The organism is Acinetobacter proteolyticus (assembly GCF_000367945.1).
GTDB lineage: Bacteria > Pseudomonadota > Gammaproteobacteria > Pseudomonadales > Moraxellaceae > Acinetobacter > Acinetobacter proteolyticus.
Map to the genome: position 1 here is coordinate 1,812,434 of NZ_KB849179.1, position 24,413 is coordinate 1,836,846.

Sequence of the window (24,413 nt, forward strand, 5' to 3'; positions counted from 1 at the left end):
ATTATCATAATATCGTCCTGCTTTATTGTTATTCTAAATGAATTCGATAATGATCAATCAAAACAAGAGGTCGGAACCTCTTGTTTTATCTATGCATTCTAATTTTGAATATTAGTGATTATAACGCAACCATGGGGTACTATTATTTTCATCAATCACCCAAACAGAGGTTGAATTTGGATCTGAAACATCAGTAATGTCCCAGCCTGCAAAGGTCTGGATTTGTTGCAGTTCAGCCGTGGTTTTTCCATATCCTCCAGCACTTTGGCTTTGTCCAGAGGTCTCTTTATTCCAATAACTATTTTTAGCAATAGAGATTCCATTACTATTGCCAATCAGCCCACCTGTAGCGGTTGTCCCACTCACCAAACCCGAAGAAAAACTATTCTCAACACTTGCTAGATAATTTGAAGTTGTGCCACCTAATAATCCACCAGTCGAATACCCTCCTGTTACATTACCCAGCGCATAAGTATTTACAAGGCTTCCCCCTTGCATGTTTCCAGCCAAACCTCCAGTATATTGATATCCTGTGACTGCTCCACTGGCATAACTGGAAGCGACCTCGCCCGAAAAATTTAAACCAATCAATCCACCTACATTTTTATTGCCTTCAACTTTTCCTAACGCATAAGTATCACGTATCTCCCCCCCAGTAACCCATTTTTCATTAGAACCCGCTAGACCACCAACATTCTCTTGTCCTTTTACGTCTCCTATCGCATAACTGTCTTTGATTGTCTGGCTATTTTTTCCAACCAGTCCTCCAACATAATTTATACCGTTTACAAGACCTGTAGCTGAGCTGGTGGTAATTTCAGTCCCATTAAAACCCACTAGGCCACCTACATAGTTTGTTCCATTCACTTGGCCCTGAGCTGAACTTCCTCTAATAATACTTTCTGATAAATTATTGCCGACTAGACCACCTGTATACTCGGTTCCAGTGACATGACCCGATGCATAACTATTTTCAATTTCAGTTTTATGCTGCGTGCTAGGGAAACTATTACTGATTGAACCAACCAACCCCCCCGTCTTGGAAGTACCATTCACAGTTCCAGTCGCATGGCTGTTTTTAACCTTAACCGCACCGTTAATAGAAGCAATAAGTCCACCTGTGGAGGCTAGATAAGTACTATCATAAGCATTTACATTACCCGTGGCGTAACTTTGCTCAATGGTTGCAATAGAATCTATATCACGGCTAGGATTATTATAAGAAGCCTCAAGACCAGCAAATCCAATTAATCCACCTACTTGAGCTTTGCCGTCCAGATTGCCTGTTGCATAACTTTGATAAATTTTAGTATTTCCCTGTGCATATCTTAATGAGCCAACCAGTCCTCCCAAATGTTCAACATTGCCCCATATATTTCCTGTTGCATAGCTGCGAATAATGTCATTATTGACCTGCTCACCAACTAAACCGCCTACTCCATATGAACCGACACTTTGTGAATCAATACTACCGGTAGCATAGCTATCTTTGATCAGACTGAAACTTTGACCAATTAGACCCCCGATATTGGCCCCATTAACTGAAGGTGCAACATTAGAAACTTTAATGTTTCCAGTCGCATAAGAATTTAAAACTGATGCTGCAGTTTGCTGGTTACTGGTATTCCTGTCACCACTCTTACCAATGAGCCCTCCTACTTTTGATAATCCCTCTATAGAATTCGAACTAAAGACATTTTTAACCACTCCCGATTTTTGGAAACCGATCAGACCTCCGACATTACTGGTGCCCTTGATTGAACCATTGATGGTTCCAATATCTCGGATCATATTGGTTGTGGCACCAAATAACCCTACCGAATGATAGCTAAAACTTGCAGGTAATTCTGTCGGCAATGTCAGGAGTAACTGATCAGGCCGATTGATATGAAGCCCCGTAACAGAATGTCCTAAACCATGAAAATTTCCAGTAAATGGTTGATCGATAACACCTTGAGAAATGCTCATTCCACCAGGCGCATTGGGATCTTTGTTTATCGTTACTGTTTCAATATAATCACCGATAGGGTTGAACCCCTTACCATTATCCCAGTTTACGGTATCTGAGGCGTCAATATTACTGCCAAGAACATAATTACCGGTGAGATTATTTTGCATGCCCTGTAAGGTATTACTACTTGTATCTCCTTCCACCCCTAACTCATTAATCACAATATACGATATATCATTGATCACTAAATTGGATGACGTACCACTAATATTAATTTTGGCACCATTATTTAAGTTGTAATCTGAACCTGCCCCATAGTTCATGGCAAGTTTGGCTTTATCCCCACTTAAGTCCAAATCACTATTAAAGTTAATATCTTTGTTTGCGGTTAGTGTCAGTGCAGTATTGGTATTCCAACTGGTTGCGTCATTGATATTAATATTGCCTTGACCTTCTGCTGTACCCATCGCATTCAAAGTGACATTGCCTTTATTTAAAGCATCACCCAAAGTGGTACTGCTGACACTACCACCAAAGAAATCGACATCGATATTTTTAGCTTTCAGTTCCCAGCCACTGGTGGTCGGCGGTAAGCTGCTGGTACTATTTCGCTGTGTCGTGATATTGGTTCCTGAACTGACATGTACTTCTGCCGCAGAAGTTTTAATCTGCCCACCATTACCACCATTTGGGGCTGATGCATCTAAGGTACCGCTCACATTCACGGTACCACTGCTTAAATCACTGCCAAGCTCAATCACACCACGAACATTATTTACCGTTTGCGCTTGGATCACCCCAACACTATTCACCACTGCATTACTTAATTCATCAATGCCTTTTGCGGTAAGGATCACTTTACCGCCATCGGCTTGAATCATTCCGCCTGAGTTAATCAAGGCCTGTGCCTTACCTTGGTTAATGGTGTAACCCAGCAAACTGCCATTATTTAGATTCAGGGTGATATCTCCACCTGCAGCCAATAAGACATTGCCCTGTGGTGCTTTAATGGTACCTGTCTGTTTTACGGTCGGGGCAATTAAAGCAACCGTACCACCTGTCGGTACAGTGATTTTGCCGCGGTTCTCAACGGTTTTGTTATTGGTAGGATTGTTAAAATTAAATAGATTGTTATTAAAATCAGCATTACTCAGGTTTAAGGTTGATGCCACCAAACCCGCGGTATTGACCTGTGAGGTACTGCCAAATAGCACCCCATTCGGGTTAATAATAAACACTTGTCCATTGGCATTTAGCTGACCATTTAAGTTGGATGCACTGGTACCCGTGACGCGGTTTAAGGTAATCGAGCTGCTATTTGGTTGCACGAAATTCACAATTTCATTGCTATTAGTCGAAAAGCTGCTCCAGTCAATTGCAGCTTTTGCGGTGGACTGGTTAATCGTGGTGGTGGTACCTGCGGTTGAAATGCTTGCTGTTCCTGAACTCACCACCCCACCAGTTGGTCCTGCAAAAACAATACTTGCACTCAGTACATTCACTGCAAACAATGCTGCTAGTTTTGCTTTATGAGCAACTGAGCTTTTAGATTTGATTTTTGTTGTTGATTGGGTTGCAACAACGCCACCTTTGGCCTTCTCACTCACGGCTTGCCAGCAAAGATGTGTTGCATTCCAAACAATTCTATAAATTTTATTCACTTATATTTCCCCTTTGATTTTTAATATTATTTCAACTTTTTGTTGAGCGTTTTTTTTACCATATATTTTATTTTTTTGATTATCTTTTATCATTTTTCGGATAAAGCGCATGCAAAAGATCGTCGCATTTTGATCTCCTTTTTACGCAATTTTATAGATTGAGTGATGACTAAATTCGTAACTGCATCACTGAACTTTAAGTCTTTAAAGCACGTGCCTCAGCAATATTATGCTGCTCCACCAAAGTCCGAATGGTATATTCATGATTGGTTTTTTGGTCACAGGCAAACTCACATTTCTGATCCAACGGCAAAGCACTACCGCCTAATAATGGACATCCTGCAAACAGTTCAGCCACCCAGTCGACAAAGACTCTAACTTTGTGGGATAGATGCCGACTTTGCAAATACACCACCGAAATTGGCATCGGTGCAGGCGTCCATTGTGGTAACACTTCCTTTAAAGTTCCCGCCTCAAAATGGTTGGTCAACATATAGCGGGGACCTTGAATCAGGCCAAAGCCTTGCAGCGCCAAATCGATATAGGCATCACCATCATTGACAGACACCTGCCCATTAACACTGACACTTTGGATTAAGTCATCAACCACAAAATCCCAGTCAAAATTACGTCCTGTACGACTGGAGAAAAAATGAATGGCTTGATGATTTTTTTGTAAATCTTCCAGTGTCTTCGGTTCACCATATTTTTCTAAATAGCATGCCGATGCTGCTGTTGCACACTGAAACGTCCCAATACGGCGGGCAATCAAACTCGAGTCTTGTAGCTCTCCCACTCGAATCGCACAATCCACCGCCTCGCCAACCAAGTCCACTGGCCGATCATTCATACCGATCACCAAATCAATATCGGGATAGCGATGATGAAATTCTCTCAATCGTGGAATTAAAATCAAACGACCAATCGAGACAGGCACATCAATCCGTAAACGTCCTCGCGGCCCTCGTTCCTCGTCATGGAACGACGCCTCAATATCTTCAACATCCGCCAAAATTCGCAGGCTGCGGTCATAATACACTGCACCATCAGGTGTTAGGCTCAGTTTACGCGTGGTGCGATTGAGTAGGCGAACCTGTAAATGTTTTTCTAAACCCTGAATGGTCGTGGTCACCGAAGCGCGCGGTAGCCCAAGACTATCTGCAGCCAGACTAAAGCTGTTGGTTTCAACCACTTTATTAAAGACTCTCATTGCATGAAATAGATCCACAGGCCCACTCCCATTGTTGCATTTTTCCAGTTTCACACAACAATTATTATAAAAATACGAATAGTGTTATCAAATTTAGTATATTTATTCGTAATTGACAAACTTTTATGCTCCTTTCATTCCATAAACCTGTTTCTCCCATACAGACCACAACAAAAAGTCTGAAAACAGGGATTCAAATAACCAGGAGCATCCCATGTCAATTTCTCGCAAACAGCTGACGCTGTCTGCCGTCATTGTTGCTATTTTTGCAACGGGTGGCAGCTTTATTCTCTTCCAAGAAAAAGCAGATGCCAAAGCCACTCCAACAGCCAGCTCACCTCCTGCTGCGACCGTGGATGTGGCCAGTGTGGTCAGTCAGACCATTACCGACTGGCAAGAATATTCGGGACGTCTGGAAGCCATCGATCAAGTCGATGTCCGCCCTCAGGTCTCAGGCAAACTGATTGCCGTGCATTTTAAAGATGGCAGCTTGGTTAACAAAGGCGACCTGCTGTTTACCATTGACCCTCGCCCATTTGAAGCAGAGCTGAATCGAGCCAAAGCGCAACTGGCTTCGGCTGAAGCGCAAGTGACATACTCTTCAGCTAACTTAGGCCGCAACCAGCGTTTAATCCAAAGTAACGCGATTGCCCATCAAGAGCTTGATCAAGCGGAAAATGAAGCCCGCTCAGCCAATGCCAACTTGCAAGCAGCCAAAGCCGCAGTGGAAACTGCCCGTTTAAATCTGGAATATACCCGTATTACTGCCCCTGTCAGTGGGCGTATTTCCCGTGCCGAAGTCACGGTAGGTAACGTGGTTTCAGCAGGCAATGGTGCCCAAGTTCTCACCAGTTTGGTTTCTGTGTCGCGTCTGTATGCTTCTTTCGATGTCGATGAACAGACTTATCTAAAATACATCAGCAATCAACGCAATTCGGCTCAAGTTCCTGTCTATTTAGGTCTCGCCAATGAGTCTGGTTTTAGCCGTGAAGGTTTTATCAGTTCCATCGACAATAATTTAAATACCACATCAGGCACCATTCGGGTTCGTGCCACTTTCGATAATCCCAAAGGGGTGATGCTCCCTGGACTGTATGCCCGCATTCGTCTGGGCGGAGGACAACCCCGCGCAGCGATTCTGATTAGCCCGACTGCGATTGGTGTCGATCAGGACAAACGTTTTGTGGTGGTGGTCGATGCGAAAAATCAAACTGCATACCGTGAAGTAAAACTCGGCGCACAACAAGATGGTCTGCAAATCATCAATAGCGGTCTGCAAGTTGGCGACCGTATCGTGGTGAATGGTTTACAACGTATTCGTCCGGGCGATCCTGTGAGTCCACATCTGGTCGCTATGCCGAATCCTCAAATCATCGCCGATAACACAGCACAACAACCTCAGCCTACAGAAAAAACCCCAACTTCGGCAAAAGGTTAATCCGCATGAATATTTCTAAATTTTTTATTGATCGTCCGATCTTTGCTGGGGTGCTGTCCGTCCTGATTTTACTGGCGGGTCTACTCTCCCTTTTCCAACTGCCGATTTCTGAATATCCAGAAGTGGTGCCACCCTCTGTGGTGGTGCGTGCCCAATATCCGGGTGCCAACCCTAAAGTGATTGCTGAAACGGTTGCTTCTCCGTTGGAAGAATCCATCAACGGTGTTGAGAACATGCTGTATATGCAGTCTCAGGCCAACAGCGATGGCAACCTGACCATTACCGTCAATTTCAAGCTTGGAATTGATCCCGATAAAGCCCAGCAACTGGTCCAGAATCGGGTTTCTCAAGCCCTGCCGCGTTTGCCAGAAGATGTACAACGTCTCGGTGTGACCACGCTAAAAAGCTCACCGACCTTGACGATGGTGGTGCATCTGACCTCACCCGATAATCGCTATGACATGACCTACTTGCGTAACTATGCCGTACTCAATGTCAAAGACCGTTTAGCACGCCTACAAGGTGTGGGTGAAGTCGGTCTATTTGGTTCAGGCGATTACGCCATGCGCGTATGGTTAGATCCACAAAAGGTGGCTCAACGCAATCTCACTGCGACCGAAATCGTCAATGCCATTCGTGAACAGAATATTCAAGTTGCCGCAGGAACGATTGGTGCTGCACCCAATAATTCTCCTTTACAACTCTCGGTGAATGCACAAGGGCGTTTAAGTACCGAACAGGAATTTGCCGATATTATTTTAAAAACGGCAGCAGATGGTGCCGTGACGCGACTCGGTGATGTGGCCCGCGTTGAACTGGCCGCTTCACAATATGGCTTGCGTTCATTACTGGACAATAAACAGGCCGTGGCGATTCCAATTTTCCAAGCACCGGGTGCCAACGCCTTACAGGTCTCTGACCAAGTACGTAGCACCATGGCTGAACTGTCCAAAGATTTTCCAGCCTCAATTAAATACGACATTGTTTACGACCCAACCCAATTCGTGCGTTCAAGTATCAAAGCGGTGATTCATACCCTGCTTGAAGCGATTGCACTGGTGGTTGTGGTGGTGATTCTGTTCTTACAAACATGGCGCGCTTCAATTATTCCGTTACTGTCAGTACCTGTTTCCATCATTGGTACCTTCGCCTTAATGCTGGCTTTCGGTTATTCCATCAATGCCCTGTCACTGTTCGGGATGGTGCTCGCCATCGGGATCGTGGTCGATGATGCCATCGTGGTGGTGGAGAATGTCGAGCGGAATATTGAAGCAGGACTCAGTCCAAGAGATGCCACCTACCGCGCCATGCGCGAAGTCAGTGGGCCAATTATTGCCATCGCATTAACCTTGGTTGCTGTGTTCGTCCCGTTGGCCTTTATGACAGGATTAACGGGGCAATTCTATAAACAATTTGCCATGACCATTGCCATCTCCACCGTGATTTCGGCCTTCAACTCACTCACCCTGTCTCCAGCTTTGGCCGCCATGTTACTCAAAGGTCATGATGCCAAACCTGACTTCCTGACCCGCGTGATGAACCGTGTCTTCGGACGCTTCTTTGCCCTGTTTAACCGCGTATTCTCACGCGCATCGGATCAATATGGTCGTGGCGTCAGTCGGGTGATTTCGCATAAAACCTCAGCGATGGGTGTCTATGCAGTACTACTCGGTCTGACCATTGGGATTTCTTATATCGTTCCGGGTGGCTTTGTCCCTGCACAAGATAAGCAATACCTGATCAGCTTTGCCCAATTACCGAATGGTGCCTCACTGGATCGAACCGAAACCGTGATTCGTAAAATGAGTGATGCGGCACTGAAACAACCCGGTGTAGAAAGTGCGGTGGCCTTCCCTGGCTTATCCATTAATGGCTTTACCAACAGCTCTAGCGCAGGGATTGTCTTTGTCACCTTAAAACCATTTGCGGAACGTAAAGCAGCCGATCTTTCTGCCAATGCCATTGCAGGTGCTTTAAATCAGAAATACGCCGCGATTCAAGATGCTTATATTGCAGTATTCCCACCACCACCGGTGATGGGTCTCGGCACAATGGGCGGCTTTAAACTCCAGCTGGAAGATCGTGGTGCTTTGGGTTATGCCGAGTTAAACAACGCAGCGCAATCCTTTATGAAGGCAGCACAATCTGCACCTGAATTGGGGCCAATGTTCTCCAGTTATCAAATCAATGTACCGCAATTGAATGTTGATCTGGATCGGGTTAAAGCCAAGCAACAAGGCGTTGCCGTGACCGATGTATTTAATACCATGCAGATTTACCTCGGTTCGCAATACGTGAATGACTTTAACCGTTTTGGTCGTGTCTATCAGGTACGTGCCCAAGCCGATGCGCCGTTCCGTGCCAATCCTGAAGATATTTTACAGCTTAAAACCCGTAACAATGCAGGGCAAATGGTGCCGCTGTCTTCTCTGGTCAATGTCACTCAAACCTATGGCCCAGAAATGGTGGTGCGCTATAACGGCTATACCGCTGCCGATATTAATGGTGGTCCTGCACCGGGTTATTCATCCAGCCAAGCCGAAGCTGCGGTTGAGCGTATTGCCGCTGAAACCTTGCCACGTGGGGTAAAATTTGAATGGACCGATCTGACCTATCAAAAGATCTTGGCAGGTAATGCCGGATTGTGGGTGTTCCCGATCAGTGTGCTGTTGGTGTTCTTGGTCTTGGCGGCGCAATATGAAAGCCTGACCTTGCCATTAGCCGTGATTCTGATTGTGCCAATGGGTATCTTGGCGGCACTGACCGGGGTTTGGCTCACAGGCGGTGATAACAACATCTTTACCCAAATCGGCTTGATGGTACTGGTCGGGCTGGCCTGTAAGAATGCCATCTTGATCGTCGAATTTGCTCGAGAACTGGAAATGCAAGGCGCGACCGCATTCAATGCTGCGGTTGAAGCCAGCCGTTTACGTTTGCGTCCGATCTTGATGACTTCAATCGCCTTCATTATGGGTGTGGTTCCACTGGTCACATCTACAGGTGCTGGTGCTGAAATGCGCCATGCCATGGGCGTTGCGGTGTTCTTTGGTATGATCGGAGTGACCGTCTTTGGTTTGTTCCTGACCCCTGCCTTCTATGTATTGATTCGTACCCTGAACAGCAAACATAAACTGCATTCGGCAGCTGTGCATGAAGCACCACTGCACAGTTCACACGATCATTAAGGAGCAGAATATGACAGGATTCAAACCACACTGGATACTCTCCTCACTGATGGGAAGCCTGCTGCTTGCAGGCTGCTCATTGGCACCTGAATATCAGCCTGCCAACCTGGTTATTCCACTGCAATTCAAGGAAGCGGATGCCAAACTGGATAATCCCAACTGGACCATCGCACAACCTGCCGATGCGCAGTCTCGCGGTGAATGGTGGCGGGTTTTTAATGATCCGCAACTGAATGATCTGGAACAGCAGGCCATTGCGGGTAACCAAAATCTAAAGGCGGTAGCAGCCAATATTCAGGCCTCAAGAGCTTTAAGGTCTGCTGCACAAGCTGAACGTTTACCCAGTATTGGTGCAGGTTTTGGGCCAACCCGTCAGAAGCCCTCACCCGCTTCTTTAGGACTTGATTCGGATGCATCCACATCTGCACGTACCTTATGGCGGGCACAAGCCAATGCCTCTTATGAACTGGACCTATTTGGACGGATTGCTAGCAGTGTCAATGCAGCAACCGCAGATGTGCAGCAACAGGAAGCACTTTATCATTCTGCACTGTTAGCACTGCAAGCAGATGTGGCACAGGCATACTTTCTGATTCGTCAATTCGATGCTGAACAAGCCATCTATACGCAAAACATCAAGTTACTGACAGAGAATCAAAATTTGATTCAAGCACGTTATCGCAATGGTCTCGTCAGTGATCTGGATGTTTCTCGTGCGCAAACGGAACTCTCGACTGCCCAAAGTACTGCACTCAGCATTACACGGAATCGCGCCAGTACCGAACATGCATTGGCAGTATTACTCGGTAAAGCGCCTGCCGAATTTAGCTTAGCGATTCAACCCTTGTCTGCTACTGCGATTCGTCTACCTGCGGGTTTACCTTCGAGCTTGCTTGAACGTCGTCCCGATATCGCTGCTGCAGAACGCGCAATGGCCGCCGATAATGCACGCATTGGTATTGCCCGTGCTGCCTTTTTTCCCAAACTTGATCTCACAGGTGCGCTGGGTTATGAATCAGCAAGTTTAGGAGATTTAGGTAAATGGTCGAGTCGAACTTTTTTACTCGGCCCTGTCGCGGGCACAATTTTGTCTTTACCGTTATTTGATGGCGGGCAACGCAAGGCGGGCGTTGCTCAGGCACGTGCAGGCTATGAGCAGAGTGTCGCCAATTATCGGCAGACTGTGCTGAATGCGTTCCGTGAAGTTGAAAATGGTTTGTCCGATCAGCGTATTCTGGATCAGCAAATTCAGGCACAAGGTCAAGCACTTGCATCATCCCGACATGCCAATCAGCTTTCACATTTGCGTTATCGTGAAGGCAGCATTAGTTATCTGGATGTGATTGACTCTGATCGGAGCATTTTGCAGCAAGAGCAATTGGCTGCTCAGCTTCATGGCAGTCGAATGATTGCCAGTGTAGATCTTATTCGGGCTTTAGGTGGTGGTTGGCATACTGGCCAAGTGGAGTTGGTACGGCAATAAAGCTTAAATTGGGAAAATATACAAGGATGTAGATTTTCTCGGTTATATTGGGCAAGTTAAATTTTATCTCAACCTTCCTCAATCCGCATCTACTCAACAAAATGATCTGTTAGAAATATTTGAATGGATACAAAGCATATAAATCTTTAGATATCATACTCATTGTTTGCGTAAATTTTTCTTGTTGATCTTTGCTTAAATTTTCATTTTTATCTAGTTCTTGTTCAAGTGCTTGATAGTGAAACGCCATTGTCAAAAAATCTTTAAAGTTGATATTCAAACTTAAAAATTGATCAATACTCTGATACTCCCCTTGATTGTGATCATAAAACAATACTGTTGGACTTTCTTCTTGATCTAAGAACCACTTGTCACCTTGACCGGTGCAACCTATCCCCCACACCTGTTGGGCAATTTTTGGATATTTTTCTTGGAGATGGTGATTCTCTTTTAAAGATTCTTCATATCCCCAAATGATAATATCGGGAATAATTTCATTGTTTTTAAACTTCTCCAAAAACTCAATATAGTCTTTATCGAGCGTTAAGACATGATTCATTCTTTTTATGATTTGATTTCTTTTTTCCAAATTTTCTTCAATCGCTTGACCTAAACTCATCGTCAATAGCCTTGCTTCGCCTTTCAACATAGCTTACCAATTTTTTAAGCGTTTAAACTTTTAACAAAACAGTATTCATCACTACCCTCCAACAATTCTGGATGAAAACCAACAAAATAGTCCATCGTATCTGTTAATATTGCATAAAAAATGGATTCTTGCTCTATCTCTTTAGACAATCCTAAAAGAATATTGTACAAACCATTTTTATCTAAAAAATTATCATCTTTTACTTCTATTAAAAAAATAAAAAAAAGCGTTATATCTTCGTATTCGTTCAAACTTTTCAAATAACTTTCTATATATTTTTTGATCTTAAAGTTCATTCTTCGGAATCCAATACTCTATATCTTCACAAGCTCTTTCTAAATCATCCATATCATCTTCTCCTAAACTAGTATCAAATTTGCTAGACAAAATTTTTCTAATACCTGATAGTCTTTCACAAATATTATTATCATCTATAAATTTAGTAGTTTCATTTGCATACTCAACATAAGAGTCAGGTAAGGTTTCAGCATAATGGGACCCCATCTTATGCAGTGAAATTAGTATATACTCTATCTCTTTTAAGACCTCCACCATTTCATCACCTGAATAAGTTAAGGTTTTATTAACTTCCAACATAATACCTCCTTTAAAGAAAGTTCTACTCTTCATATCGGCAAAAAACCCAACCTTTATATGAAAGCAACTTGCCTATTGGCGTTTCTGACTTTTCTAAAGAAATTTTTTGTTTTAAAAACTGTGGATAAGCTGCCATTATTTCTGTAACAGCAATATCAATTATTTCATAATCTTCATCTTTGGGTTCTACATCTAAATAGCCATAAATAAATATAGTTTCATTATTAAAGTCGAATGCTACTGCTCTTACATTATTTGCAATAGCACCTAGAAAGCTTGTAAACACGACCAACTTTAGGTTATTAGCATTCATTTCAAAAAAATCAATCATAAATAAAAACCTTTAAAATTAAAAAACATCATTTTCATATATTTTTTATTATTAAATTCTCAATTATTTCTTCGCATGCTTCTTTGATACTACTTATATTACTATCCTTCCCTATCATGAGCAGTCTCTCTATTAAATCCTTCCTCTCAAATCTAACCAACAACTCATACAAATAATTAAATGTATAGTAGTCAAGAAAACATTTACCTCCAGAGTTTTCAACAAAACCAACCAAAATACGATCAACTTCTTTTTTATAAAAATTCACTACTTCTTTAGTTAGTATCGTATTAACTATCACTCTTTCCTCATCACTACCATCAACAGAAATATTTAAAATACACTCCATCAAACTTACATTAGAATCATACAATGTAAAACTATCCCTAATAAGGGTTAAAATAGAACACCTTACATCTTTACTTTTATCATTTAAAAGAGAAAGATAATTATCACAAGTTAATCTATTAGCTAATATTTTAGAATTTCCATAATACTTTCCTATTCTATGCAAAAATATAGAATAACCTTCAGAAAGAATATTATCATCACTATTTAAAATTGCATATTGAAGCTCACTGTATTCACATATATTTTTATCAATTAAATGCAGAATCCCCTTCTCGTCGACCTCCACTACAACCCTCCTTAAAATAAAAAAAGAATTTATTTTTTAATTAACCGACAATTAAATAGCCGTGTTTATAAAAAATTGTATAAAAATCAACTTAAACTTTTAACCACCATCACCTCATTTCGATCGACCATCAAATACTTTGCATAAAAATCAATCCCTAGCACCTTTCCTGTTCCATTCAAATATTCCTTTTTAATTAGAAAATCATCAACCCTTTTAACTAGGTTACAATTATCCAAGAAATTCTCAGGGAAATTAAGATATATATTTCCGTAATAATTATTTACAAAATCCAAAGGAAAAACATATTTAACCTTATCACCAACCATTTTATCTGAAAAAAACAAAAACCAGAAAAACCACTTCTGAATAAATTTAGGTTTTCATCAAAAAAATCTTTATACTTTGAAACATCATAATAATAAAGACTCTTATCAATATAAAACTTTTCACTGTAAAATTTACTTTTATTGTAATTCAAAAATTTATTTTGACCAAAAGCACCTTTAAAATCCAAAATTTTTTCCAAAAAATCAAAATCACTAATTTTTACAGAATAATTAACTAAAAAATTTTCTTTCAAAAAATATTCATTAATTTCTAAATCAAAAAAATTAAACAAATCATCCTTCTCACCAATAATAATAACTCCAGAGTTACTTCTAAAATTATCGGGTATATCGATAAAATCTGGAACAGTATCAAAATAAAATTTTAGCATTCACATTCATATCAAAAATTAATCCAAAACTATAAAGTTATTTATTTTTAAAAATACTCCAAGCCAGTTTATCAAATTTAAGTTACAGCTCCTCATCACTTACCATTAAACTACAAAAAGCTAATTATTCAAAAAATTCACTGATTAAAAATTTATAACTAACACTTTTTATCCCACCAATCCAGTAATGTTTCACCATCAAAATCTTCATAATTTTTTATAAATATTAGTAAAAGCCTAGTTATTACCTGATATTTCACTGAATTTTACAAAAAAACTATTTATTCTTTGGATACCTTGAGTTGAGGAAACAGTAATAGCCATATTATTCCCACTCAAACAATCTATAGTTCCTTCTAAATAGTCTAAAAGTTCATTCTTAAAATCTTCATAATCCTCAAGAGTTAAATTCGCCTCATAAATATGTATATTAAAATTCCCACCTCGATGTATAACCTTTACGGGTTCTTCGCTATTAAAAAATTTAAAATATCACCTTTTGCTAAATTTAGAGCTAAGCTGGGGCAGATAGTAGCTTATAAGTGTTTACATCTATATCTTCTACAAGAACTTCCTCTGCTTTAGTATTACCAGAGCTAGTTTTTCCTGCATAAATATTTAATAATTTCAAGCTATCCCTCACTTATCAAACACTTCCAAGCACATAATAAAAACCCAACAAATATTTACACCACCTAATCAACATTAGAATTTAAAGCTATACCCCTCTTAAAAAAACCTTATTTATGTTTCATAAAAAGTATAATTTTCAGAAAACAACCCGAATAAAAGACTTAACTTTAAAAATAAAAAATAATTAACTTGCATTATATTTTTTTACTCCACCAATTCACTTTTAATTTAGCTCTAAAATTTTCTTATATATCACCTCTGTATGCGTATCAACTGAAATTAATTTAAATGTATATTGTTTTGCTATAATTACAATTTGATAATCATGACTGTTAACAACAAAGCACCTATAATCTTTAATATTAACTTTAGAATATTCCCATTTCTCTCTTTTCTTTAAGTATTTTCTTATCACTTTAGAATCTAAAACCTCATATATAGATGACCTATACTCGGGCTCATCTATTAGGTAACTTCTAATTTTACTTTCAATTTTGACACTTAAAACATCATTAAAAAAAATCACTCCGAGTTTATTTTTTATCAGCTCAGCATTATCATCCCAGCATGTAAAATAGGTAATTAAATCACCCCGATAATGTTGAGTAAAAACATGACATTGGGGATCTTGCCAAAAGGGAATTTCTATTTCAACAATCATCGGATTCTATTCACCATAAAAATATACTAAACAATAAAGCTACTTAAATGGATAGCTATTCATCCCCCCTATTTCACCAGCTTGAAAGTTCTCCATCCTCATCTTGTATAGAAATAGTTGTATTATTACGTAACCAGCCAAAAAAACTAATTAAATCTGAATTTACAGTTTCTCCATGTGATGACACTTCAAAAAAAATATAATTCTCATGAAAGAAGAATCTAACATCATAAACCCAACTATTATCTCCACTTTCATCTTTCAAATAAACTACTTTCTTTTCCGTATCAAACACAGAAAAACTTTTTAATTCTTTAAGTTTATCAATTACTTTTAACTTGTTTTTCTCAAGCCATTCTTTATCATTGAATTTTATAAATAACTCGGCTGACATCATTTAATCTCTGTGATTACGACCTGAAACTTGATAAAAATCTTTGTACTTTTTACATCCATATCTGCTGTTTCAGTTTGTTCTAGCTTCATAAAAAACTTAACCATACCTAGACTAGCTCTACTCTTCATATCGACAGAAAATACAACACGTCAATTAATCAACATCAACCAATTATTAGTCATTAACAATACTCCCATAAAAGAATGTTTCTTCGTAAGAAAAAATAACCTCACTTTTATTAACTAAATAGGCAATACAATTTTCATCACTAGGGTAAAAAAAATCACTCCATGATTTTAAAAATATATATGATGGAACAATTGCACAATTACACCTCCCCCAAAAGAATATTAAATATGAAACCCCTTTTAGCTTTTCTTCGAAAAAACTTAAAACCTCATTCTCATCATCAAAATCAAGTTCTTTTTTTCTTTTAAGAAAAAAGAATCTCTCCCAATATCCATTAGATTATTAAAAGGAAATAATGAATCCCAAAGTTTTTTTGATTCTTCACTCATTATAAAAAAAATTTCTTTCTTTTCTTTATCTGATAAAGAGCAATCATCAGAGTTAAAACGCCATACTATTGGATATAGGTTTTCATCAAAAATTATTGAATTTTTACTTGCCATAAAATTAAACTATTTAAATGAATATCCCTTTGCATGCACTTCAAAACAATGATCATATGTCCACAAAAGATATATATTTAATCCACTACTATCACTATTAGACTGATCAAAATTAGAACCAGAAACATTTGAAAATTTTCTTTCAAAATCATCATATTGAATCAAATTAAAACTATTTACATTATTAAACCTTATTAAAAAAGGTTCTGACATTCTAAAACTACTCCCATCTTCATTTTTTTTAACCATACTAAAGTTAATATTAATCTCTAGACTATTTCCATTCACATCAAAAACAAAGTTATTTAACCAAAAATCTGTTCTTGAACATAAAATTCCAAATTTTGTTTGTATGGGTAAGAATGTTAATTCGGACATATAGATTTACCTGGGTCTGTTGTTGAAAGCCTACGTAAAGTTGCTTCTTTTTGTATCTCTTCGGGAGTTGCCCACCTTACACTCGGCCTTCAAAGGTATTTATATTTAAAACTCACGAATTAAAATTAAATAAAAATCAAACATTCAGTTCACCCTTAAAAACATTTAATATCTCTAACATTTCATCTGTATTTTTTTCCAAAAAAGTAATACGGTCTACAACAACTTTTTCAAAGGAATTTTCAACACAAAAATTTAAATCTTCAACTAGCAAATCTAAAAATACCTTATCACCTAAAAAAAATAAATACAGATTTTCTTTTACATCAAAACCGAATAACAATCTTATACATGAAAAAGAATCAACCCCAACATAATTTCCTTTTAGTAATAGCTTACTTTCACTATCATATTTAAAATCAATAATTTCCAGATAAATTCTTCTATCCTTATTGTGAATTACCTTATAAAAAGTTTCCAAATCACTAAAAGGACCTACATAATGAGACAGATAAACATTTCTACCACCTATATCACCTCTCAGATTTAAACTATTTTTCAAGGAAAAACCTTTAAAATCATTTTGCCCGAAGTAACCAATCTTATTCATAATAAGTTTACTTCTATTATAAATATTATTTTCAAAGCCAAAACCTACAACACTTAAAGCCCCATATTTTTCAATAATTTCTTGCAACAACAAAAAACAATCTTCATATTTTTCACTATCAGACTTTATATAAAAGAAATATTTTGACTGAATTTCCTCACCAGAAATGACTTTAAATAAACTTGATTTTTCTATGTTAGATATAATCATGTTGGGCAACCACCTACGTATTTATTAGTATTTCTAGGGTTTCCATTCTCGTATGAAAAATGCTCCCCATTTTTACCATGATAATGTGGTTTTTCAAATGTCTTATCATCATGAAACTCATGTCCATCTTTATGAACCCCAATTGTACCAACCTTTTGACCATCTCTATATATTTCTTCAACATGTAAACGCCCCGACTGCTTTAAAGATAAAGCCGATTGGGTCGAATCTTTATGTATTTGACTTTGATATGTTTGTGACGTTGGTATATTCTGTGAACGCATTGCTTCTCTTCTAGCTGCCCTTGAAGTTGTTAATGTTTTATCATTACCTGTCGCATTTCTTCTTGTATATATTTCTTTCGACCCAGATGGAGTTATTACTTCTTTTTGTTCTTTATCTAAACCTAATGGATCAATCCAACCCACTGGATTCGGCGCGTAAGCATAAACGTTGTTACCACCCAACAACCCAATCGGATCTTTAGAGATAAAACGGCCTATATAAGGCGAATAGTAATGATGTCGATTGTAGTGGAGACCAGTTTCCTCATCATAATATTACCTTTGCAAGAAAATATTTTGTAATGAGTTCACTATTTTCAAAATATTTAGATTGCTCCTTTTGTACTTTGCTACTTCGAGCATAGCTCTCGTCCTGCCCTCCCGAAAAGTATACTTTTTAGGATAATATTATCTAAATCAACATCTCAATATAGTTGACTAACCTTGATTACAATAACAAATTATCTACATTCGTCTAAACTTATGGCTTAAATCCAAAAAAAGTTAAAATCTCTTTTTTTTGATTAAAAACAAATACCACATAAGTTTCATTAAACTTTATTGGTATCCATTTTACTTTTACACCCTCCCGCTCCTTGAGATCATTAATACACTCTTTCAAATGAAAATATTCAATTTCTTTCTCATCAAAATTCTTCTTCCTCATTATTAAAATATTCTCCAAATATTCACAATCCAACAAATCATAATATTCAAAAGAATGGACTTCATTTAAATTAATTTGCGAAAATTCAGGAATATTTTTCATTAAAATTCTATTGCTTTCAATATATTCATAAATCTCATTTTTTAAACTCATAAATTAAACACCTCAACACCTTTTCGAGTTCCTTTCATTAAAACCTCTTGTTCTCCCCAGATATCTGGTGAGTATTCCCATTTCCATTTGTCATTTTCTTTCGGAGCGCCAACTGGTACTCTAAGTAAGACCCCACCTTCACCTTTACTCTTACCAAAACCTTCAGCTACTTCCTTAGATCTTGACCAAGAAGTATATGGGCTATTTGATTGTACACCACCAGCATTATGTGCATCTGCACTAGCTGTTCCATCTAATTTTCCAGGGTTAACAATACCTTTTTTAGCATTCTCCAACTCTGGATGTTCCGCATGAACTCCTCGATACAGATATTGTTGCTCTGTAGGCGCACAATTATTATTTGTTAAACCTAATGGGTCGACCCAAATTATGGGGTTAGGAGCATATTGATATATATTATTACCGCCCAACAACCCAATCGGATCTTTAGAGATAAAACATCCTACATAAGGCAAATAATATCGATAACGGTTGTAATGTAAACCTGTTTCTTCATCAAAATACTGCCCTTGGAAGCGGATATTATTGGTGACGATTTCTGAGTTTTAAATAAATTAGACTTGGCTTTTCAGGTTTATACTCCTCCCTAGAAAGATAATTTACTTCCCAAATAACTCTATTTTTTTGATTATCTATTTTAATAATTAAATCACAAGATAAAAATATCAATACAAATAAGAATTTAAAGTTACCCACAATTAAAATACAGATAACTCCAAATACTTATCTATAATAGTTTAATTATTCATACATAGTAGCTGCTAATAAAATTTTAGCTAAAATTTTCCAATCAAGTTGATTTTTTTTAATTTTTTCTAACGCATCAAAATCTTTCATATTCTCAAAATACCCTTCCATATCATCCACCCAACTATTAATACCTTCAAGATAATCTGCTAAATTATTATTCTCCCATTTATTTAATGAAAAGTCCTCTATTAATATTTGTGTAAATTCTAAAAAATCCTCTTTAGTATTGATTTTTTCAACTGTTTCATTCAGCTTATTCATTATTTCACCACCGTAGATTGACCATTACCTAATTTTAATTTCATTGAAGTCCCACCGTTTTTAGTAGACATTTTCCACATTTGCTGGTCTACTTCTTGAGCAGAAGCCCAAGTAATTGGCATACATTTCTTCGCCAATTTAAAAGCAGCAAGGCGCCTATGATCTAATGTCCAAATTTTACCTGAATTATCTTTCCATACTTTAGCTCTCAATACATTTGCATCTAACGTTCCATTCTTAAGGGATTCAGCATTTCCTAAAACAGTATAATCACCTGTCTGATTCTTAGCACTACTTTGCATAAAATGAACGCTTGAAGGATCTATAGTTCCAGTAGGGCAATTCAATGGACAGTTACTACTCAATCCAAGTGGATCAGTCCACCCTGTTGTATTTAATCCATAAGCATAGACATTAAACCCACCCAACAACCCAATCGGATCTTTAGAAATGAAACGCCCTACATAAGGCGAATAATATCGATAACGGTTGTAATGTAAACCTGTTTCTTCATCAAAATATTGCCCTTGGAAGCGGATATTATTGGTGACGATTTCTGAATTTTCAAAAAAGTTAGATGCGGACTTTGCTGATACACGCTCACCCCACGCCTTATATTCAGCTTTCCAGACCATTTGACCTTGAGCATCGCTCATCTCCTGAGGTGTACCCAAATGATCACAATGATAGAAACAAATATCATTTAAAGATTTTGCTGGGGCGGTCTTACGCCATAAAGGATCTTTGGCAATATGATAAGGCTGATCTGTCCAATCGGGTGTTTGTACAAGCTCAATCGGTTCACGATAGATCGCTTGCAATAGAGGGACAAAACTATCCTTCTCATACACATAATGCTTGGTGATCTGATCATTAGATTCGAATGCCAAAGTATCACCCTCCCAGCCATAAATCACATTCTGCTCTTCACCTGTATGATGGTGTTTACTACGTTTCTGAATACGTCGTCCTAAAGCATCATAACGATACTCCGCAGTGTATTCTGTATTACGACTCTTGATTAACCGCCCACAAGCATCCCACTCAAGGTACAAGTCCCCTTTAGATGACTTTTGGCGCACCAATTGACCATAAGCATCGTACTGATATTGCTGATCTAAATATGCTTTAACAACATTATTCACCAAACGGTTATAACCATGAGCATTATTTGCTGTTGGGGCTGCATTCGGTTCTTGATGAAGATTTCGGTCAATAATGTTACTTGCAGGGTCAAAACTAAAGGTTTCTTTACCCAACTTACTATTGGCTTCCAGTAAACGACCGACAGGATCGTATTTATACTGAATATTGCCACGGCGAGTATCTGCAATATTGAGCAATTGCCCCGTTTTATCGTACTGATATAAACGCTGAATCAACTGTTCAGTTTCTTGAATGGCATTGTTCTGTATTGCCTGCTGCGGCGATGTATATGCAAATTCATGTCCATTCAGCACGCGCTGCTGCGTCAAACGCCCCAGCTCATCATAATGCTGCTCTTGGCTAATCCCGTTGGCATAGTGGCGAACAGTTTCACGATGCAAATCGTCTCGTTCAAAACTGACAGTATCTTCACCATTCAGGACCAAACCATGAACATGTCCACTGCCATAGGTTAACCAGTCGACTTGTTGCCCGTCTGGACGTATGGTTTTAATTCGATCATTAATTTCATCATAACTGTGTTTCCACACCGCAGTTTTATGCGTTTGATGATCTTGATGATGCTCTCTCACCAGATTGCCGACAACATCGTAATACCACTGGAGATTGCTCTCATTATTTTTAGCCTGAATCAATTGGCCATTATTGTTATAGGCAAATTCTTCAATCTGTTTTTGTTCTAATTCCTGCTCGGTATAGCCATAGCCTGCCTGACGCTGTTCCAGTCGTCCCATGCTGTCAAATAGGAATTGTTGAATACGATCTTTCGGTGCAGCCCGATCTTTTAAGTCCTGCCCAAATGCAGAGGCCACCTCAATACTGCTGGATAAATTACCATCTGTTTCATCATATTTGTACAGGGTTTCTTTACCATCAAAATCAATTTCTTTAATCAGGCGACTGGCAACATCATAGAAAAATTCATAGCTTGCCCCATTTTCATTGGTCAAACGTTTCAGACGATTCAGCTTGTCCCATTGATATTTCAACGTGTGCTTCAAGGCATCCGTACGAGATGAAATCAGTCCTGCTGCGTCATATTGATATTGTGTGAGTTGTCCTTTGGCATCGACATGCGCCAATAAACGCCCTTCGGCATCATGGACAAACTGTTCTTCTGTGGCATCGGCATGTTTGATTTTTTCAAGCTGACCAAAAGCATTCAGTGGCAAACCTTGAATGATCGGTTCACGTTGTTCTGTGGTTAGGTCACTATAGAAGTATTCAACCTTTTGTTTTAAGGCATTTTCAACTGATTTTACTCGCCCACGTTCATCATACTGCCATGTGGTGGTTTTGCCCGAACAGTCGGTATAACTGATCAGATTACCCTGATCATCATACTTTAACTGCTTGGAACCCCCTTTGGCATCTTTTATCGAAGTGAGTAAACCTAAAGCATTGTAACTATATTCTGTTACACGTTTTAGCGGATCGATTTCCTTGCTGATATTGCCCTGAGCATCATATTCCTTAAACCAACGCCCTTGCTCAGCATCGACCATACCTGTTAATTGACGCTTGTCATCATAGGCATAATATAAATTTGAACCGTCAGGTTGGGTAACACTGACAATATTGCCACTTTCATCATATTCATAAATAGTTACCACGGCGTCTCGATCAACATGCTTGGTAACACGGGCAAAATCATCACGGAAGAACCATTCTTCCAATCCATCAGGATAAATGATGCGATAGGTATAGCCATCAATATCATAGTAATACCAAGTTTCTGCCCCATAGGCATCCGTTACATAGGTTAAACGGATATTTTCATCCCATGCCAGTCTGCTCTCAGAGCTGCCATCATCAGCCCATTCGTGAAAGGCCTTCGATGTGGGTTCAATCCCGTCATATTCCAGATTAATACCACGACCAGTCAGATCGGTATAACGGCTTAATAAGTGATGCTCATATTGATAATGATAGCTTGCGCCATTTTCAGTAATGGCCTCGATTAAATCGCCCTTATGGTTATAGTTATAACTCGCAAGCGGACGAAGCAATTGCCCATTTTCCACCAACCATGCATCGTCAATACGGCCTTGTGCATCGACTTGGAAAGCGACATGCGCCAATAATTTTTGCTTCTCTTTAATCAACACATCCGAAATAAATGAATGATCACCCGATTGATGGTCATAACGAACCGCTAAGGTCACCCCATTTTTATATTCAATTGCAGATAAGCGATAATAATCTTGATACTTTTCAAAAATATGCTTTTCTTCTTTTTGATAGGAAATCATCTGAATATGTTCAGAGATCACACTATAGTAAAAATCTTCTGTTTGATTATGAAAGCTTTCGCCCACTTTTAATTGAGGTAATTTGACAGGGCGTGCATCTGGACCAATATATTCCAGCCCTGCCAACGGTTTGATATATGCAGCCTGTTGTTCCGTTTCCTCAATATATTCACTTTGCGGCACAATTCGGGTGGTAAAAGAGGTCAACCATCTTGCCCCGAACTCTCCTTGATCTAATTGATACAAATTCGATGCATAGGTTCGATTTAAAATAAAACTTTCAATCGCAGACACATATGCATCCTGATGAGTTAAAAACTCAGTTCCCAATGCATAAGTAATATGTTTTTTAGTACCTGTTTTGGTCTTTCCACCACCTAAATTCAGTGGACATGATACTTCATTTGGATTGTTTTTAGCTTTGGCTTGGTGATTGGTTTTTTCCAGTTCCCCACTCGGTCGACTCTTCTCTTTTTTAGCAACCTGTTTCTGAGTAATATTGGCTGTGGCTTTTTTCTTTAATTTGAATTTTTGTACAGCTTTTAATAAGACATTCAATAACCAAGCAATACTCATTGCTTTGCCTGGATCGGCTAAAGTCATCAAGAACTGCGGCGCTTTTTTACCAAAACCACGAATCCCTGTAATAACCAGCTGAATCGGCTGTTTCGCACTGGCTGGCACAACCGATGAAACACCTTTGGCAACCGTGTTAATATTTTCCTTAACGCTCGCTTTCCATAAGTTCGTCAAACCATCTACAGCATTATTAAAAGTAGCTTTCGGATTACGCTGTAAATTATCTAGATTGACTTTATTAAGTTGTTTCTGTGCTTGTTTGACATTACCTGCTGAACTAAAGACGTGACCATTTAATATTTTTTGTATGCCGTTGGCAAAATCATTACTGATGCTGGTGATTTTTGTTCCACAGTGCTGCATCATATCTTTGACAAGCGGTTGAGCTTTTGCCGCAAACTGATCGAGTTCACCTGCAATACGTTCATTTAAGTGATCACTTAAAATCACCAAAATGGTATCGGAAATGACCCCACCTGCTTTTTGACGAACCAGATTCAAAGTCGGTCTCAAGCTCATGCGCATTGTTGCCATGGTTGGCGGTACAGGAATAATCCCAATCACATCTAAACCAAGATTCAGCCAATCCCCAAAACCCGGGTTTGGTTTTTTACTGATATCAATAACATCGTAAACGGCATCCACCAAAGCAATCGCATTACCAATCACTGGAAGCGAGCCTGCTACACTTTTAATGGTATTTAAGTCGACATAGTCCTTGGTGTTCTTCTTCAACCATGAATTGATTTTATTCATACCTGCTTTGACATCAGCAGCATACATTTTGTTTAAAGGCACAACCGCAACTTGTCCAGTATTGGTTCTTACACTCTGTTTATTTTGCTGATTGTTGGTCTTCTTAGGTGGTGTCGCCATCTTTCATCATTCTCAAAGC

General features: G+C 38.8%; 19 protein-coding genes and 3 pseudogenes. 3 read left to right on the forward strand and 19 right to left on the reverse strand.

Annotation, left to right across the window (positions count from 1 at the left end; genetic code table 11):
* Nucleotides 1-111: 111 nt before the first annotated feature.
* Together F993_RS08335 and F993_RS08330 are read right to left on the reverse strand one after the other, a co-directional pair.
* Nucleotides 112-3,612 (reverse strand): two-partner secretion domain-containing protein, encoded by a 3,501-nt coding sequence (locus F993_RS08335; protein WP_004654889.1) that lies wholly within the window; start codon nucleotides 3,610-3,612, stop codon nucleotides 112-114.
* A gap of 196 nt (nucleotides 3,613-3,808) precedes the next feature.
* Nucleotides 3,809-4,840 (reverse strand): LysR family transcriptional regulator, encoded by a 1,032-nt coding sequence (locus F993_RS08330; protein WP_004654891.1) that lies wholly within the window; start codon nucleotides 4,838-4,840, stop codon nucleotides 3,809-3,811.
* Between the two features lie 196 nt (nucleotides 4,841-5,036).
* On the opposite strand from F993_RS08330, the gene F993_RS08325 reads away from it, so the two are divergent.
* The 3 genes from F993_RS08325 to F993_RS08315 are packed head-to-tail and all read left to right on the forward strand — an operon-like array spanning nucleotide 5,037 to nucleotide 10,928.
* Nucleotides 5,037-6,260: an efflux RND transporter periplasmic adaptor subunit gene (locus F993_RS08325; protein WP_004654893.1), complete on the forward strand. Its 1,224-nt coding sequence runs from the start codon at nucleotides 5,037-5,039 to the stop codon at nucleotides 6,258-6,260.
* Nucleotides 6,261-6,265: 5 nt separating this feature from the next.
* Nucleotides 6,266-9,445, forward strand: coding sequence for a multidrug efflux RND transporter permease subunit AdeG (gene adeG, locus F993_RS08320; RefSeq protein ID WP_004654895.1), 3,180 nt, complete (start codon nucleotides 6,266-6,268; stop codon nucleotides 9,443-9,445).
* A 10-nt stretch (nucleotides 9,446-9,455) separates the two neighbouring features.
* Complete coding sequence (locus tag F993_RS08315; protein ID WP_004654898.1) at nucleotides 9,456-10,928, forward strand: efflux transporter outer membrane subunit; 1,473 nt, start codon at nucleotides 9,456-9,458, stop codon at nucleotides 10,926-10,928.
* A gap of 109 nt (nucleotides 10,929-11,037) precedes the next feature.
* Here the strand turns inward: F993_RS08315 and F993_RS08310 are convergent, their stop codons facing one another.
* From F993_RS08310 to F993_RS08245, 17 genes and pseudogenes are all read right to left on the reverse strand, one after another.
* Complete coding sequence (locus tag F993_RS08310; RefSeq protein WP_004654899.1) at nucleotides 11,038-11,547, reverse strand: hypothetical protein; 510 nt, start codon at nucleotides 11,545-11,547, stop codon at nucleotides 11,038-11,040.
* Between the two features lie 44 nt (nucleotides 11,548-11,591).
* Nucleotides 11,592-11,873 carry a hypothetical protein gene (locus F993_RS08305; RefSeq protein ID WP_004654901.1) on the reverse strand — a complete coding sequence of 94 codons (282 nt, stop codon included), beginning with the start codon at nucleotides 11,871-11,873 and terminating at the stop codon, nucleotides 11,592-11,594.
* Complete coding sequence (locus F993_RS08300) at nucleotides 11,863-12,174, reverse strand: hypothetical protein (protein ID WP_004654903.1); 312 nt, start codon at nucleotides 12,172-12,174, stop codon at nucleotides 11,863-11,865. The genes F993_RS08305 and F993_RS08300 overlap by 11 nt, the downstream gene beginning before the upstream one ends.
* 22 nt (nucleotides 12,175-12,196) lie before the next feature.
* Nucleotides 12,197-12,505: a MafI2 family immunity protein gene (locus F993_RS08295; protein WP_004654905.1), complete on the reverse strand. Its 309-nt coding sequence runs from the start codon at nucleotides 12,503-12,505 to the stop codon at nucleotides 12,197-12,199.
* Between the two features lie 34 nt (nucleotides 12,506-12,539).
* On the reverse strand, nucleotides 12,540-13,142 hold the full coding sequence (locus tag F993_RS08290; protein WP_004654908.1) for a hypothetical protein: 603 nt from the start codon (nucleotides 13,140-13,142) through the stop codon (nucleotides 12,540-12,542).
* 283 nt (nucleotides 13,143-13,425) lie between these two features.
* Entirely contained in the window at nucleotides 13,426-13,863 is a 438-nt protein-coding gene (locus F993_RS08280) for a hypothetical protein (protein WP_004654912.1), read from the reverse strand.
* 158 nt (nucleotides 13,864-14,021) lie between these two features.
* Nucleotides 14,022-14,506, reverse strand: a pseudogene (locus F993_RS20755) (DUF4265 domain-containing protein).
* A gap of 213 nt (nucleotides 14,507-14,719) precedes the next feature.
* Entirely contained in the window at nucleotides 14,720-15,157 is a 438-nt protein-coding gene (locus tag F993_RS08275; RefSeq protein ID WP_004654914.1) for a hypothetical protein, read from the reverse strand.
* Between the two features lie 73 nt (nucleotides 15,158-15,230).
* Complete coding sequence (locus F993_RS08270; protein WP_004654916.1) at nucleotides 15,231-15,554, reverse strand: hypothetical protein; 324 nt, start codon at nucleotides 15,552-15,554, stop codon at nucleotides 15,231-15,233.
* 389 nt (nucleotides 15,555-15,943) lie between these two features.
* On the reverse strand, nucleotides 15,944-16,186 hold the full coding sequence (locus F993_RS20760) for a hypothetical protein (RefSeq protein WP_228254116.1): 243 nt from the start codon (nucleotides 16,184-16,186) through the stop codon (nucleotides 15,944-15,946).
* A gap of 9 nt (nucleotides 16,187-16,195) precedes the next feature.
* The gene (locus F993_RS08265) at nucleotides 16,196-16,564 is read right to left on the reverse strand and encodes a hypothetical protein (RefSeq protein ID WP_004654920.1); all 369 of its coding nucleotides are present in this window, start codon (nucleotides 16,562-16,564) and stop codon (nucleotides 16,196-16,198) included.
* A gap of 136 nt (nucleotides 16,565-16,700) precedes the next feature.
* On the reverse strand, nucleotides 16,701-17,384 hold the full coding sequence (locus F993_RS08260) for a hypothetical protein (RefSeq protein WP_004654921.1): 684 nt from the start codon (nucleotides 17,382-17,384) through the stop codon (nucleotides 16,701-16,703).
* A gap of 395 nt (nucleotides 17,385-17,779) precedes the next feature.
* Nucleotides 17,780-18,017, reverse strand: a pseudogene (locus tag F993_RS20915) (RHS repeat-associated core domain-containing protein); the annotation flags it as partial.
* A 132-nt stretch (nucleotides 18,018-18,149) separates the two neighbouring features.
* Entirely contained in the window at nucleotides 18,150-18,488 is a 339-nt protein-coding gene (locus tag F993_RS08255) for a hypothetical protein (protein ID WP_004654926.1), read from the reverse strand.
* Nucleotides 18,489-18,853: 365 nt separating this feature from the next.
* Nucleotides 18,854-19,051 (reverse strand): annotated as a pseudogene (locus F993_RS20920) (RHS repeat-associated core domain-containing protein); the annotation flags it as partial.
* A 199-nt stretch (nucleotides 19,052-19,250) separates the two neighbouring features.
* Nucleotides 19,251-19,520 carry a DUF7660 family protein gene (locus tag F993_RS08250; protein WP_004654931.1) on the reverse strand — a complete coding sequence of 90 codons (270 nt, stop codon included), beginning with the start codon at nucleotides 19,518-19,520 and terminating at the stop codon, nucleotides 19,251-19,253.
* Nucleotides 19,520-24,394, reverse strand: coding sequence for an RHS repeat-associated core domain-containing protein (locus tag F993_RS08245; RefSeq protein WP_004654932.1), 4,875 nt, complete (start codon nucleotides 24,392-24,394; stop codon nucleotides 19,520-19,522). The genes F993_RS08250 and F993_RS08245 overlap by 1 nt, the downstream gene beginning before the upstream one ends.
* Nucleotides 24,395-24,413: the final 19 nt, after the last annotated feature.